The following is a 13,260-nucleotide window of genomic DNA, read 5'->3' on the forward strand; positions in this document are numbered from 1 at the left end:
GAGCCCCCGCTGCAGTTGACCCCGCAGCGTGCCCGCCGATTCCAACACGACCTCGTTGCTCACCCCAGCAGAATGCGCACCGGAACAGATAACGGGCAAGTGCTTTAGCTGGCTTTTCCCCATGGGAGCGACCCCCTGGAACCCCCGTCACGGTTGAGGGGCTGTTTCCCGCTCCGCTAGCGCTCCGCGCGAAACAGCCCCTCAACCGGCGGGCAGGCCCGCTGCGCTCGCTGGCGCTCGCTCCGCGTGCCTGCCCGTGAGGTGGCTGGCCTTCAACCTGCCGGGGCCGGGCTTCAACCTGCCGGGGCCGGGGGCGCTGACCAGGCGGGTTGGGGTTTGGCCTCCCGGGGTTTTACAGGTTGCGTTGGGCTGTCCAGGAGGCGTGGAGGTCGGCGTAGACGCCGGGGCGGGCGACCAGCTCGGCGTGGGGGCCGCGCTGGACGATGCGGCCCGCGTCGAAGACGATCACCTCGTCGGCGGCCTCGGCGGTGGACAGGCGGTGCGCGATGGAGATCGCGGTGCGGCCGCGGGTCGCGCCGTCCAGGGCCCGCTGGATGCGGACCTCGGTGGCCGGGTCGACGGCGGAGGTCGCCTCGTCCAGGACGAGCAGGTCCGGGTCGGCGATGTAGGCGCGGGCCAGCGCGACGAGCTGCCGCTCGCCCGCCGACAGGGACTCGCCGCGCTGCCCGACGGGGGTGTCTAGGCCCTGGGGGAGCCCTTCCAGCCAGTCCGCGAGGCCCAGTTCCGTCACCGCGAGGGCGAGGTCCTCGTCGGTGGCGTCCGGGCGGCCGTAGCGGATGTTGTCGGCGAGGGACGCGTCGAACAGGAACCCGTCCTGCGGGACCATGACGATCCGCTCGCGCAGCGAGGAGAACCGGACGCGGTCCAGCGGCACGCCGTCGACGAGGACGCGCCCCGACACCGGGTCCATGAGGCGGGTGAGGAGCTTGGCGAACGTCGTCTTGCCCGACCCGGTCTGCCCGACGATCGCGACGCGGCTGCGCGGCGCGATCGTCGCGTTCACGTCGTGCAGGACGGGCGGGCCGCCCGGGTAGGCGAACCCGACGGAGTCGAACCGCACCTCGATCGGGCCGCGCGGCAGGGTCTCGCCGGCGTCGCCGGGGTCGGCGACGTCCGGGACGGTGTCGAGGACGCCCAGCACGCGGCGCCAGCCGGCGATGGCGTTCTGCGCGTCGTTGAGGACCTCCGTCGCCGTCTGCATCGGGCTGACGAACAGGGTGACCAGGAACAGGAACGCGACCAGCTCCCCGGCGGTCAGGTGGCCGCCGATGCCGAGCAGCGTCCCGACGACGACCACGCCGCCGGTCGCGATGGCCGCGACCAGCTCGCTGACCGGGAACGTCAGCGCGACCATCGCCTGCGCGCGCGTCTGCGTGCTGCGGAACGCGTCGACGGTGTCGTCGACGCGGCGCCCGGTGCGCTCCTCGGAGGCGTGCGCGCGGATGACGGCCGCGCCCACCACCGACTCGCTCACCGCGGCGAGCAGGTCGCCCATGCGCTCGCGCACCTGCATGTACCGGGCGGACACGAGCCGCTGGAAGCGGCGCAGCGCGAACGCCAGCGGCAGGAACGCCGCCCACACCAGCAGCGCGAGCTGCCACGAGTAGACGAGCATCAGCACGCTCGCGACGAGCAGCTGCCCGATCGACACGATGAACATCAGCCCGCCGGACTGCATGAAGTTGCTGATCTGGTCGACGTCCGTCGTCACCCGCGACACCAGCGAGCCGCGCCGCTCGCCGCTCTGCGTCAGCATCGACAGGTCGTGGACGTGCCGGAACGCCTTGACGCGCAGCCCCGCGAGCCCGCCCTCGGACGTCTTGTACAGCCGGACGTTCATCGCGTACGCGCACAGGGCCGTGAGCAGCACGGCGACGGCGCACAGCAGCACCGCCGAGCGGATGAAGCCGATGTCGGGGCCGCCGGCCCGGTCCAGGCCCTTGTCCATGGTCTGCTGCACGGCGATCGGCACCACCACCCGGCCCGCCGTGGACAGCAGCGCCAGCACCAGCGTGCCCGCCAGCCCGGCCCGGAACTCGGGGCTGAGGCGCAGGCCGCGCCGCAGCGTGCTGAGGCCGCCCTCGGTGGCCGCCGCCTCGTCGATGACCGTCATGCCAGGGCCTCCTCGCCGCCGTCGAGCGCTTCCTGTTCCGCTTCCGCCCGCTCGTAGGCGTTGACGAGGTCGCGGTACCCCTCGGACGTCTCCAGCAGCTCCGCGTGGGTGCCGCGCCCGGTGACCCGGCCGTGGTCGAGGTAGACGACCTCGTCGGCCAGCGCGATCGTGGCCTTGCGGTAGGCGACGACCACGACGGTCGCGCCGCCGCCGTCGTCGCGCAGGGACTGGGCCTCACGCAGGCTGTGCAGGATGCGCGCCTCCACCTGCGGGTCGACGCTGGACGTCGCGTCGTCCAGGACGAGCAGCCGGGGGCGCCGCACCAGCGCGCGCGCCAGCGCGAGCCGCTGCCGCTGGCCGCCGGACAGCGACGCGCCGCGCTCGCCGACGCGGGTGTCGAGCCCGTCGGCGAGGGCCGCGACGAACCCGTCGGCCTGCGCGAGCCGCAGCGCCTCCCAGACGCGCTCGTCGGGGACGTCCAGGCCGAGTGTCACGTTCCCGCGGACGGTGTCGTCGAACAGGAACGTCTGCTGCGGGACGAGCGCGGCGGTCTCCGCGACGCCGCCCTTGCGGACGTCCCGCAGGTCCACGCCGTCCAGCAGGACCGACCCGTCCGCCGGGTCGACCAGCCGGACCAGCAGCGAGGTGAGCGTCGACTTGCCGGACCCGGTCGGCCCGACGACCGCGACGGTCCGGCCGGGGGAGGCGGTGAACGACACGTCGTGCAGGACCTCGCGGTCGCCGTCGGCGCCCTCGTAGGCGAACCGGACGTCGCGGACCTCCAGCGCGGCGGCCTTGTCCTCGCCGAGCGCCGCGTCGCCGAACGGCAGCGAGCCCGTCGCGTCCAGCACGCCGCGGACCCGCTGCCAGCCGACGACGCTGCGCGGCACCTCCGCCAGCACCCAGCCGAGCGCGCGGATCGGCCACGACAGCAGCGTGAACAGGTAGGCGACGTGGACCAGGTCGCCGGCCGTCATCGCGCCGGACTCCAGCCGCACCGACCCGATCAGCAGGACGGCGAGCACGCCGAGGTTCGGCAGCGCCTCCAGGACGGGGTCGAACAGGCCGCGGATCCGGCCGACCGCGATGTTGGCGTCGCGCAGCTCGTGCGCCCGCTCCCGGAACCGCTCGGTCTCCGCCTCCTCGCGGCCGAGGGTCTTGACGACCAGGCCGCCCTCGAAGCTCTCGTGCGCGACCTCGCTGACCTCGGCGCGCAGCTGCTGCGCCCGGGTCGCGACGGGCGCGAGCCGGCGCTGGTACACCACGTTGATCAGCGCGATCGCCGGGAAGATCAGGAAGCCGACGGCGGCGATCGCGACGTCGGTGAGCAGGATCGACACGGCGGCGATGAGCAGCATGAACACCACGCCGACGGCCATCGGCAGCGGCGCGATCGGCGCCCACACCGCCTCGACGTCGGCGTTGGCGTTGGACAGCAGCTGCCCGGTCGGGTGCCGGTGGTGCCAGGCGAGCGGCAGCCGCAAATACTGCCGGGTCACCGACCGCCGGTAGGCGGCCTGCATCCGGTACTGCATCAGCCCCGCGTAGAAGCGGCGGCCCGCGACGCCGAGCGACTTCAGCAGCGCGACCCCGATGATCGCCGCCGCGGCGCCGGACAGCGCCCCGGCGGTGGTGCGCCCCTCCCGGAACGCCGGGAGGACGACGGTCTGGGTCGCCCAGCCGAGCACCTGGGCGGTCGCGACGGTCATCGCCGCGTAGACCGCGCTGGCGATCACCGAGACGGTGAACACCCGCGGTTCGGCGCGGACGGCGACCCACAGCACCCGCAGTCCTTCGCGCAGGACATGGGGGGACACGCGTCTGGACGCAGGCGGCACGGTTACTCCTCGATCACGGCACGGCGACCCGCGGTGATGCCCCCTGCGTGTGGGGATGTGGGGGTTCCGCGGGCCTGACTAGTCCCTACCATGCGGCCCTGACGCTTATTCCCGACCCGGCTCCCGCGGCCTACGATCATCCGATGAGCACGCCCGAGGACGACCCCGTCCGGCGCGAGCGCGGCCTGCTGGCCGGCGCCCTGGCCGAGGCGGGCGCCGACGCGCCCACCAGGTGCGGCGGCTGGGACGCCCGCGACCTGGCCGCGCACCTGGTCGTCCGGGAGGGGCGGCCGGACGCCGCGCCCGGAATACTGCTGCCGCCGCTGGCCTTCTACACCGAGCGCGTCCGGCGCCGCACCGCGCGGGCCGTCCCGTTCGACCGCCTGGTGGAACGGTTTCGGCAGGGTCCGCCGAAGTTCTCGCCGTACGCGGTTCCGGGCGTGGACAAAACTGCCAACGGTGTCGAGTTCTTTGTTCACCATGAGGACATCCGCCGGGCCGGGCCGGACTGGGAGCCCAGGGACCTGTCCGGTGAACTCGAGGAACTTCTCTGGAGACGGATAAAAATTGCCCGCTTTGTCCTAAGAAAAGTTCACGTCGAGGTAACGCTGGTGCGGCCCGACGGGAGGAGCGTCCGGGTCTCCGGCGGAGCCCGCGGACGGGGCCGGAGTGGGGGCGGCGGCGGCTCGGGCCCCGTGCGGGTCCACGGGCCCGTAGGGGAGTTGGTCCTGTGGGCGCTCGGCCGTACCGACGTCGCGAAGGTCCGCCTCACCGGGCCCACGGACTCTGTCAAGACCCTGACCGAGACCGGTTGGAGTCTTTAACGGGCAGGTAACGGCAGGGTTCGCTGAGAGGCGAAACGCAAGCCTTCCCGCTCCTGCGTTTTACGCGGAACCGGTGATACGGTGGTGCGGTCGGTTGCAGTCGTGGTTCTCGATCGTTTGTCCAGACGCCCGCGGACTGATGGCAGCGGGCGTTTTGGCTTTTCCGGGACCGTACCGGGGGCGAGAGCGTTCCGCAGCGACCGCGCCGGGCCCGCGAGGTGTGGGCCCGTGTTTTGCCGCAAGGAGAAAGACATGCCCCAGCAGGGCACCGTGAAGTGGTTCAACGCCGAGAAGGGCTTCGGCTTCATCGCCGTGGACGGCGGCGGGCCGGACGTCTTCGTGCACTACTCGGCGATCCAGTCCTCCGGGTACCGCACGCTGGACGAGAACCAGCGCGTCCAGTTCGAGGTGACGCAGGGTAACCGGGGTCCCCAGGCCGACCAGGTCGTCCCCCTGTAAGACCCGCAGTCGTACGTCTGGGCCCGGTCTCCCCGGCAGGGGAGGGCGGGCCCTTTCGTGTCCCGCGGCGCGGGGGCCGCGCCCGGCGCCGCCGGGTCCGTCGCGGGTACCGGGAACCACCCGGCACAATGGACGTCATGTCCGTTCCCTCGTCCAATCTGGACCCCAAGATCGCCGAGAGGCTGAAGCGCGACGCCAACGGCCTGGTGCCCGCGATCGCGCAGCAGTACGACACCGGCGAGGTGCTCATGCTCGGCTGGATGGACGACGAGGCCCTGCACCGCACCCTCACCACCGGCCGCTGCACCTACTGGTCGCGCAGCCGCCGGGAGTACTGGGTGAAGGGCGAGACCTCCGGCCACCAGCAGTGGGTCAAGTCCGTCGCGCTCGACTGCGACGCCGACGCGATCCTGGTCAAGGTGGACCAGGTCGGCGCGGCCTGCCACACCGGCGACCGCACCTGCTGGGACGCCGACGTGCTCGACGCCGTGGTCGGGGAACGCCCTGACGCGCGCTCATGACCCCCGGGCGTGAGCGCGGCCTCACCGCGCTGCTGTGCGCCGCCGGGGCGGGCCTGGCCCTGCTCGCCGGCGGCCGCCCCTGGGCCACCGTCAAGGCCGAGGACGCCATCACGCCGTTCTCCCAGCACCTGACCGGCCACGACCTCGGCGGCACCGCGACCGCGCTCGCCTGGGCAGGCCTCGCCGGGCTCGCCGCCCTGTTCGCCACCCGCGGCCGCGTCCGGTCCGGCGTCGGCGTCCTCATCGCCCTGTTCGGCGCCGGCGTCGTCTACGGCTCCGCCGCCGCCGTCCAGCGCGCCCACGTGCTGTCGGTCGCCGGCGACAGGAGCGCCCTGCTGAAGATCGGCGCGCACCCCGCGCTGGACGTGAACCTGTGGTGGATGGCGTCGGTCACCGGCGGCGTCCTCCTCGTCGCCGGCGGCATGGTCGCGGCGGCCCGCGGCGCCCGCTGGCCGGGCATGTCCGCCCGCTACGAACGGGACGGCGCCCCCGCGTCCCGCCCCGCCGCCCCCCGGAAGGACGCCGCGTCCGGCGCCCCCGAGCAGGACCCGTCCGCGCTATGGAAGTCGCTCGACCGCGGCGAGGACCCGACCGCCCGCGACGCGGCCCGGGAGCCGTCCGAGGAGGAGCCCGGGAGCCCGGCGGCCGGGGGACCGGACGCCCGGAAGGCCGGTGACCCCGCCGCCCCCCGGAACGGCCGGCCGTGACCGCCGACGGCCTGGTCCTGGTCGCCGAGCACGATCCCGCCGTCGCCGAACTCCAGCGCCGCTACCTGGCCCGCGAAGGCTACGAGGTGCGGATCGAGGCCGACCCGAGCCGCGCGCCCGCCGCCGCCGAACGCGCCCGCCCCGACGTCGTCGTCCTCGACCTGTCCGCCAGCGCGCTGCCCGCCGACCTGTACCGCCGCGTCGCCGAGGCGGCCCTCCCCGCGCCCGTCGTCGCCGTCACCGGCCCCCTCGACCCGGCGATCGCCCGCCACCTCGGCGAGCACCGCGTGGAGCGCCCCTTCGGGCCCCGCGTGCTGGTCGCCGCCGTCGCCGACGCGCTGCGCCGCCGCGGCCCCCTGCCCGCCCCCGGGCCGCTGCGCGCCGGGCCCGTCGCCCTCGACCCCGACCGCCGCACCGCCGCCGTGAGCGACCACCGCGTCGCGCTCACCGTCACCGAGTTCGACCTCCTCGCGTTCCTCATGGCCAACCCCGGCCGCGTCTTCACCCGCGAGCAGCTCCTCGACGCCGCCTGGGGCCCCGGCGCCGGCGCGGGCAGCCGGACCGTCGACGTCCACGTCGCCCAGCTCCGCGCCAAGCTCGGCCACGACAACCCCATCCGCACCGTCCGCGGCGTGGGATACGTGCTCGACGCATAGCGGACTTCCAGCGGGGCGGCCTTATGGTGGGGGCGTGAGCCGTCCCGCCGTCCACGCGCATCCCCACCCGGCCGGTGGAGGCGAGCGCAAGAGCCCGGTGCGGGCGCTGATGCCGCACGGGATCGTCCTGGCCGGGGCCGCCGCGGCGACGGCGCTGGTCGCGGTCGTCGACCCGAACCAGCCCGGCCACTACCCCACGTGCCCGTTCCTCGCCATGACCGGCTACTACTGCCCGGGCTGCGGCGCGATGCGGCTCGTCAACGCGCTCGCGCACGGGCACGTCGGCGCCGCGTTCGGGTTCAACCCGCTGCTGTTCCTGCTGCTGCCCGTCCTCGGCTACCTGTACGTCCGCTGGACGGTGCTGAGCGTCCGGGGCCGGCCGATGTGGTCGGCGCTGTTCCGGCCGGTCGCGGTGTACTCCTTCGTCGGCGTCGTGGCCGTCTACTGGATCGTGCGGAACCTGCCGTTCGCGCACGCCCTGGCGCCCTGACCCGCGGGCGGCGCCGCGGACCGCGGGACCGCCGCGCGCCTCGGACGTCCCGGACCCCTCCCGGGTGCGAGGACCGTCGGCGGGGGCGGCTACGATCGGTGCACGGATCGACCTGAAATAGGGGGCCTACCACTTGAGCGTCTTGGACGAGATCATCGACGGCGTCCGGGCCGATCTCGCCGAACGGCAGCGGGAGGTGCCGCTCGGCGCGCTGAAGGAGAAGGCCGCCGCCGCCCCGGCCCCCCGCGACGCCCTCGGCGCGCTGCGCGGGCCCGGCGTGTCGGTCATCGCCGAGGTCAAGCGCAGCAGCCCGTCCAAGGGCGCGCTCGCCGCGATCGCCGACCCCGCCGCCCTCGCCCGCGACTACGAGGCCGGCGGCGCGAAGGTGATCAGCGTGCTGACCGAGCGGCGCCGCTTCGGCGGCAGCCTGCAGGACCTCGCGGACGTTCGCGCCAACGTCGACGTCTCCGTCCTGCGCAAGGACTTCATCGTCACCTCCTACCAGCTGTGGGAGGCGCGCGCGTACGGCGCCGACATGGCGCTGCTGATCGTCGCCGCGCTGGAGCAGGACGCGCTCGTGTCGCTGGTCGAGCGGGCCGAGTCGATCGGGCTGCTCCCGCTCGTCGAGGTGCACACCGAGGAGGAGGCCGCCCGCGCGGTGGACGCGGGCGCCAAGGTCATCGGCGTGAACGCGCGCGACCTGCGCACCCTGAAGGTCGACCGGGGCGTCTTCGCCCGCGTCGCGCCCGCGATCCCCAAGCCCGTCGTGAAGATCGCCGAGTCCGGCGTCCGGGGCCCGCACGACCTGCTCGCCTACGCCTCCAGCGGCGCGGACGCGGTGCTGGTGGGGGAGAGCCTGGTCATCGGCCGCGACCCGCGGACCGCGGTCGCCGACCTGGTCGCGGCCGGCGCGCACCCGGCGCTGCGGCAGAGCGGCTGACCGGTGCCGGCGGGAACTCGGTACGCTACGGTCATGCCCGCAGAGCCGCTCCACGAGCGATGGCGGGGCCTCGCCGCATCTCACTGAGACTGTCCGACGCAGGCCCCTTACGCATGACAGGACGCGTTTTCCCATGACCATCGACAGTGCGGCGCGCGCTGCCGCCGTGCCCGACGCCACCGGCCACTTCGGCCGCTTCGGCGGCCGGTTCGCCCCCGAGGCGCTGATGGCGGCCCTGGACGAGCTGACCCGCGAGTTCGAGACCGCCAAGAAGGACCCGGCCTTCACCGCCGAGCTGGACGACCTGCTCGCCAACTACGCCGGCCGGCCGAGCCTGCTGACCGAGGCGAAGCGGTTCGCCGAGCACGCGGGCGGCGCCCGCGTGCTGCTGAAGCGCGAGGACCTCAACCACACCGGCTCCCACAAGATCAACAACGTGCTCGGGCAGGCGCTGCTCACCCGGCGGATGGGCAAGACCCGGGTGATCGCCGAGACCGGCGCCGGCCAGCACGGCGTCGCGACCGCCACCGCCGCGGCCCTGCTCGGCCTCGACTGCACCGTCTACATGGGCGAGGTCGACACCGAGCGGCAGGCCCTCAACGTCGCGCGGATGCGGATGCTCGGCGCCGAGGTCGTCCCGGTGCGGACCGGCAGCCGCACCCTCAAGGACGCCTGCAACGAGGCGTTCCGCGACTGGGTCGCGAGCGTGGAGGACACGCACTACTGCATCGGCTCGGTGATGGGCCCGCACCCGTTCCCGATGATGGTCCGCGACTTCCAGCGGATCATCGGCGTGGAGGCGCGGCGGCAGTGCCTCGAGCTGACCGGCGCCCTGCCGGACGCGGTCGTCGCGTGCGTCGGCGGCGGCTCCAACGCCATCGGCATGTTCCACGCCTTCGTCCCGGACGAGTCCGTCCGGCTGTACGGGTTCGAGGCGGGCGGCGACGGCGTCGCGTCCGGCAAGCACGCCGCGACGCTCGTCGGCGGCTCCCTCGGCGTCATCCACGGCATGCGCACCTACCTGCTGCAGGACGACGACGGCCAGACCCTCGAGACCCACTCGATCTCCGCCGGCCTCGACTACCCCGGCGTCGGCCCCGAGCACTCCTGGCTGCACGACTCCGGCCGCGCCGAGTACCGCGAGATCACCGACGCCGAGGCGATGGAGGCGTTCTCGCTGCTGTGCCGCACCGAGGGCATCATCCCGGCGATCGAGTCCGCGCACGCGCTGGCCGGCGCGATCAAGGTCGGCAGGGAGCTGGGCCCGGACGCCGTGATCGCGGTGTGCCTGTCCGGCCGCGGTGACAAGGACATGCACACGGCCGCGTCCTTCTTCGGCCTGATGCCCGAGGGGGAGGCGCAGTGACCGTCAAGGACGCCTACGACAAGGCCAAAGCCGAGAACCGCGCCGCGCTCGTCGGCTACCTGCCGGCCGGCTTCCCGTCCTTCGAGGGTGCGATCGAGGCCGCGAAGACCATGGTCGACGCCGGCTGCGACGTCATCGAGATCGGGCTGCCCTACACCGACCCGATGATGGACGGCCCCACCATCCAGGACGCCGTCCACCGGGCCCTCGTCGGGGGCGTCCGCGTCGCCGACGTGTTCCGCACCGTCGAGGCCGTCGCCGCCACCGGCGTCCCGACGCTGGTCATGACGTACTGGAACCCCGTGGACCGGCACGGCGTCGGCGCGTTCGCCCGCGACCTCGCCAGTGCCGGCGGCGCCGGGCTGATCACCCCCGACCTCACGCCCGAGGAGGGCGGCGAGTGGCTCGAGGCCGCCGACGAGCACGGCCTCGACCGGGTGTTCCTCGTCGCGCTCAGCTCCACCGACGCGCGCATCGAGGCCATCACCGCGCAGTGCCGCGGGTTCGTCTACGCGGCGTCGCTGATGGGCGTCACCGGCGCCCGCAACGCCGTCGACACCGGCGCGCCGCGGCTCGTCGAGCGCACCCGGGAGATCATCGGCCGGTCCGGCCGGGACCTGCCGGTCGGGCTCGGCCTCGGGGTCGGCAACGGCGCGCAGGCCGCCGAGGTCGCCGGCTTCGCCGACGGCGTGATCGTCGGCTCGGCGTTCATCCGCCGGCTGCTGGACGCCCCGGACCTCGCCACCGGCCTCGCCGGCGTCCGCGCCCTCACCGGGGAACTGGCCGAGGGCGTCCGCAAGGGCCGCTGAACCGCCCTCCGGAGAACGATCATCGAGAACGTCCGCGGAGACGGGTCCCGCCCGTCTCCGCGGACGTTTTACCTCGTTCCGGGAACTCCCCGTCACCGCCGTCCGGTTCATGCTTGAGACGGCCTCCCGCTCCCGTAAGGTGTTTTCGCCGGCGGAGGCCGTCCCGGAAGGATCCACGATGACGCAAGAGATGACGGCGCGGGAACGCGCGACGGCGGCGGCGCCCGTCCCGGCCGCGTGGTACCAGGCCCTCGCCTGGCTGCTGACCCTCGCCGGGCTCGGCATCTCCGTCTACCTGACGATCACGCACTACGACCAGGGCGCGCTGGTGTGCTCGGCCACCAGCACGGTGGACTGCCACGCGGTCACCACCAGCGAGTACTCCGAGCTCCTCGGCATCCCCATGCCGCTGTACGGGCTCGCGTTCTTCGTCGGGTTCGGAGCGCTGATCACCCCCTGGGCGCTGCGCTCGCCGTGGCCGCAGCTGCGCTGGGCGCGGCTGGCGGCGGTGTCGGTGGGCGTGCTCTTCGTCGTCTACCTGGTGACGGTCGAGCTGGCGGTGCTGCACAAGATCTGCCTGTGGTGCAGCGGGGTCCACGCCATCACTATCCTGCTCTTCGTTCTCGTTCTGTTCGACGAGTTCCGGCGGATCGGTCAGGTCGACTAGTCCCGCCGGACCCGCGCCGCACGCAGCACGCGCGGCCCCCATTCCTAGGAGTCCCAATGAGCAAGGCCGCACGGGAGCGGTCCGCGAGAGAGCGCCTGGCCGCCGAGCGGCGGCGGCAGGCGGCGCGGGCCAAGCAGCGGCGTCTGCTGTCCATCGTCATCGGGTCGGTGGTCGCGGTTGCGGTGATCGTGGTGGCGACCGTCCTCGTCATCGACCACAAGAACAAGAACGGCCGCGCCGAGGTCCACAAGGGCGCGCTGGCCCCCCTCAGCCGCCAGGCCGACGGCTCGATCGTGATGGCCAAGGCGGGCGTCACCAAGCCGGAACTGGAGATCTTCGAGGACTTCCAGTGCCCGAACTGCAAGGAGTTCGAGAAGAACACCGGCTCGACCGTCGAGCAGCTCGCCGCCGAGGGCAAGGTGAAGGTCGTCTACCGGCCGTTCCACCTGTTCGGCAACAGCCCCGACCCGGTCAAGACGAACTCGCTGCGCTCCGCCGAGGCCGCGCTGTGCGTCCCCGCCGACAAGTGGATCTCCTACCACGACGCGCTGTTCCGCTTCCAGCCGGCCGAGGGCTCGAAGGGCTTCTCGCCGAAGGACCTGGTCAAGTGGGGCAAGGACATCGGGGTCTCCGACGCGAACTTCGAGAAGTGCGTCAAGGACGAGCAGAAGAAGTCCCAGGTCGACACGATGACCAACTACGCGCTGCAGACCCGCGGGGTCGACAGCACGCCGACGGTCTTCCTCGACGGGCGCAAGCTCGACACCAACGTCGTCTTCACCCCCGACGGCCTGAAGGCCGCGGTCACCGCCGCCGGCGGCGGCGCGGCCGGGAAGTGACCGTCCGCCACCCCGTCCATCGCGCCGTCCACCGCCCCGTCCACCGCCCGAACAGCTGAACCCTCCGTGCGGCCTCACCGCGCGGGACGCCCCTCCCCACTACGCTCAGACGTGCTCGGTAACACATCGTCACGGCCGTTGGGGGATCGATGAGCAAGGCCGACAGGGAGCGTTCCGCGCGGGACCGGCTCGCGGAGGAGCGGCGGCGGACGGCGGCGCGGCAGCGGCGCAAGCGGCTGCTCGTGGTCGTGCTGGGCGCGGTGGCCGCGGCGGCCGTCGTGGTCGTCATCGTCGTCGTCGTGGTGGGGAACAACGGGGGCGGCGGCCCGTCCGCCGTGAAGTACAGCGGCCCGATCGCGCCCGCGACCCGGCAGCAGGACGGCTCGGTCGCCATGGCGAACCCGGGCGTCACCACGCCCGTCCTGGACGTCTTCGAGGACTTCCAGTGCCCGGCCTGCAAGGCGATGGAGGCCCGCGTCGGCGGCACGATGAAGAAGCTCGCCGCCGAGGGCCGCGTCAAGGTCGTCTACCGGCCGTTCCAGCTGTTCCAGCAGGACCCGCTGATGTCCAACTCGCGGCGCGCCGCCAACGCCGCCGCCTGCATGCCCGCCGACCACTGGGTGAAGTACCACGACAAGCTGTACGACGAGCAGCCGCCCGAGGGCGACAAGGGCTTCGCCAACGCGGACCTGATCAAGTGGGCGGGGCAGCTCGGCGTCACCGACCCCTCGTTCGCCGCGTGCGTGAACGGCTCCCAGAAGATCGGCCAGGTCGACCAGGCCACCGCCTTCGCCGGCAAGGCGGGCGTGACCGCGACCCCGTACCTCGCGCTCAACGGCAAGCAGCTCGGCAACGACGCCCTCGCCTCTCCGGACGCCCTGCAGAAGACCATCGCCAAGGCGGGCTCCGGCACCCCGCGGTCCGCCGGGGAGGCCCCCGGGCAGGGCTGAGGCGCGCCCCGCATGGTCTCGTACCGGTGTCCGTAGCGCGGCGATCGGCTGTCGGTGACG

At 73.4% G+C, this 13,260-nt stretch carries 14 protein-coding genes; 12 read left to right on the top strand and 2 right to left on the bottom strand.

The window, feature by feature from the left end:
• Positions 1–352: 352 nt before the first annotated feature.
• A complete protein-coding gene (locus ABT299_RS23005; protein WP_500251952.1) occupies positions 353–2,134 on the bottom strand; it encodes an ABC transporter ATP-binding protein in 1,782 nt (593 codons plus the stop codon).
• Entirely contained in the window at positions 2,131–3,972 is a 1,842-nt protein-coding gene (locus ABT299_RS23010) for an ABC transporter ATP-binding protein (RefSeq protein WP_190862348.1), read from the bottom strand. The genes ABT299_RS23005 and ABT299_RS23010 overlap by 4 nt, the downstream gene beginning before the upstream one ends.
• 143 nt (positions 3,973–4,115) lie before the next feature.
• On the opposite strand from ABT299_RS23010, the gene ABT299_RS23015 reads away from it, so the two are divergent.
• The 12 genes from ABT299_RS23015 to ABT299_RS23070 all read left to right on the top strand — a co-directional run bounded on the left by ABT299_RS23015 (position 4,116) and on the right by ABT299_RS23070 (position 13,200).
• Positions 4,116–4,796: a TIGR03085 family metal-binding protein gene (locus tag ABT299_RS23015; protein ID WP_433138075.1), complete on the top strand. Its 681-nt coding sequence runs from the start codon at positions 4,116–4,118 to the stop codon at positions 4,794–4,796.
• 252 nt (positions 4,797–5,048) lie between these two features.
• Entirely contained in the window at positions 5,049–5,255 is a 207-nt protein-coding gene (locus ABT299_RS23020) for a cold-shock protein (protein ID WP_018657218.1), read from the top strand.
• Positions 5,256–5,392: 137 nt separating this feature from the next.
• Positions 5,393–5,776, top strand: coding sequence for a phosphoribosyl-AMP cyclohydrolase (hisI, locus tag ABT299_RS23025; RefSeq protein WP_190862352.1), 384 nt, complete (start codon positions 5,393–5,395; stop codon positions 5,774–5,776).
• The gene (locus ABT299_RS23030) at positions 5,773–6,483 is read left to right on the top strand and encodes a TIGR02234 family membrane protein (RefSeq protein ID WP_500251953.1); all 711 of its coding nucleotides are present in this window, start codon (positions 5,773–5,775) and stop codon (positions 6,481–6,483) included. The genes hisI and ABT299_RS23030 overlap by 4 nt, the downstream gene beginning before the upstream one ends.
• Positions 6,480–7,139, top strand: a complete 660-nt coding sequence (locus tag ABT299_RS23035) for a winged helix-turn-helix domain-containing protein (RefSeq protein ID WP_190862356.1) — start codon at positions 6,480–6,482, stop codon at positions 7,137–7,139. The genes ABT299_RS23030 and ABT299_RS23035 overlap by 4 nt, the downstream gene beginning before the upstream one ends.
• 34 nt (positions 7,140–7,173) lie before the next feature.
• Complete coding sequence (locus ABT299_RS23040) at positions 7,174–7,629, top strand: DUF2752 domain-containing protein (RefSeq protein ID WP_500251954.1); 456 nt, start codon at positions 7,174–7,176, stop codon at positions 7,627–7,629.
• 133 nt (positions 7,630–7,762) lie between these two features.
• The gene (trpC, locus tag ABT299_RS23045) at positions 7,763–8,569 is read left to right on the top strand and encodes an indole-3-glycerol phosphate synthase TrpC (protein ID WP_190862358.1); all 807 of its coding nucleotides are present in this window, start codon (positions 7,763–7,765) and stop codon (positions 8,567–8,569) included.
• 133 nt (positions 8,570–8,702) lie between these two features.
• A complete protein-coding gene (gene trpB, locus ABT299_RS23050) occupies positions 8,703–9,935 on the top strand; it encodes a tryptophan synthase subunit beta (RefSeq protein ID WP_387030081.1) in 1,233 nt (410 codons plus the stop codon).
• Positions 9,932–10,744 carry a tryptophan synthase subunit alpha gene (gene trpA / locus ABT299_RS23055; RefSeq protein WP_190862362.1) on the top strand — a complete coding sequence of 271 codons (813 nt, stop codon included), beginning with the start codon at positions 9,932–9,934 and terminating at the stop codon, positions 10,742–10,744. Before trpB ends, trpA begins: the two co-directional genes overlap by 4 nt.
• A 178-nt stretch (positions 10,745–10,922) precedes the next feature.
• Positions 10,923–11,411, top strand: coding sequence for a vitamin K epoxide reductase family protein (locus ABT299_RS23060; protein WP_190862364.1), 489 nt, complete (start codon positions 10,923–10,925; stop codon positions 11,409–11,411).
• Between the two features lie 56 nt (positions 11,412–11,467).
• The gene (locus ABT299_RS23065; RefSeq protein WP_190862366.1) at positions 11,468–12,250 is read left to right on the top strand and encodes a DsbA family protein; all 783 of its coding nucleotides are present in this window, start codon (positions 11,468–11,470) and stop codon (positions 12,248–12,250) included.
• Positions 12,251–12,399: 149 nt separating this feature from the next.
• Complete coding sequence (locus ABT299_RS23070; protein ID WP_500251955.1) at positions 12,400–13,200, top strand: DsbA family protein; 801 nt, start codon at positions 12,400–12,402, stop codon at positions 13,198–13,200.
• The last annotated feature ends 60 nt before the right edge of the window (positions 13,201–13,260 follow it).

It is taken from the genome of Spirillospora sp. NPDC000708, from assembly GCF_040299565.1.
In the GTDB taxonomy this organism is placed as follows: domain Bacteria; phylum Actinomycetota; class Actinomycetes; order Streptosporangiales; family Streptosporangiaceae; genus Spirillospora.

Excerpts from the sequence above, each read along its gene's own strand:
- ABT299_RS23005 (WP_500251952.1), bottom strand. The coding sequence starts at position 2,134 with ATGACGGTCATCGACGAGGCGGCGGCCACCGAGGGCGGCCTCAGCACG.
- ABT299_RS23015 (WP_433138075.1), top strand. The coding sequence starts at position 4,116 with ATGAGCACGCCCGAGGACGACCCCGTCCGGCGCGAGCGCGGCCTGCTG.
- ABT299_RS23020 (WP_018657218.1), top strand. The coding sequence starts at position 5,049 with ATGCCCCAGCAGGGCACCGTGAAGTGGTTCAACGCCGAGAAGGGCTTC.
- hisI (WP_190862352.1), top strand. The coding sequence starts at position 5,393 with ATGTCCGTTCCCTCGTCCAATCTGGACCCCAAGATCGCCGAGAGGCTG.
- ABT299_RS23030 (WP_500251953.1), top strand. The coding sequence starts at position 5,773 with ATGACCCCCGGGCGTGAGCGCGGCCTCACCGCGCTGCTGTGCGCCGCC.
- trpB (WP_387030081.1), top strand. The coding sequence starts at position 8,703 with ATGACCATCGACAGTGCGGCGCGCGCTGCCGCCGTGCCCGACGCCACC.
- ABT299_RS23060 (WP_190862364.1), top strand. The coding sequence starts at position 10,923 with ATGACGCAAGAGATGACGGCGCGGGAACGCGCGACGGCGGCGGCGCCC.
- ABT299_RS23065 (WP_190862366.1), top strand. The coding sequence starts at position 11,468 with ATGAGCAAGGCCGCACGGGAGCGGTCCGCGAGAGAGCGCCTGGCCGCC.
- ABT299_RS23070 (WP_500251955.1), top strand. The coding sequence starts at position 12,400 with ATGAGCAAGGCCGACAGGGAGCGTTCCGCGCGGGACCGGCTCGCGGAG.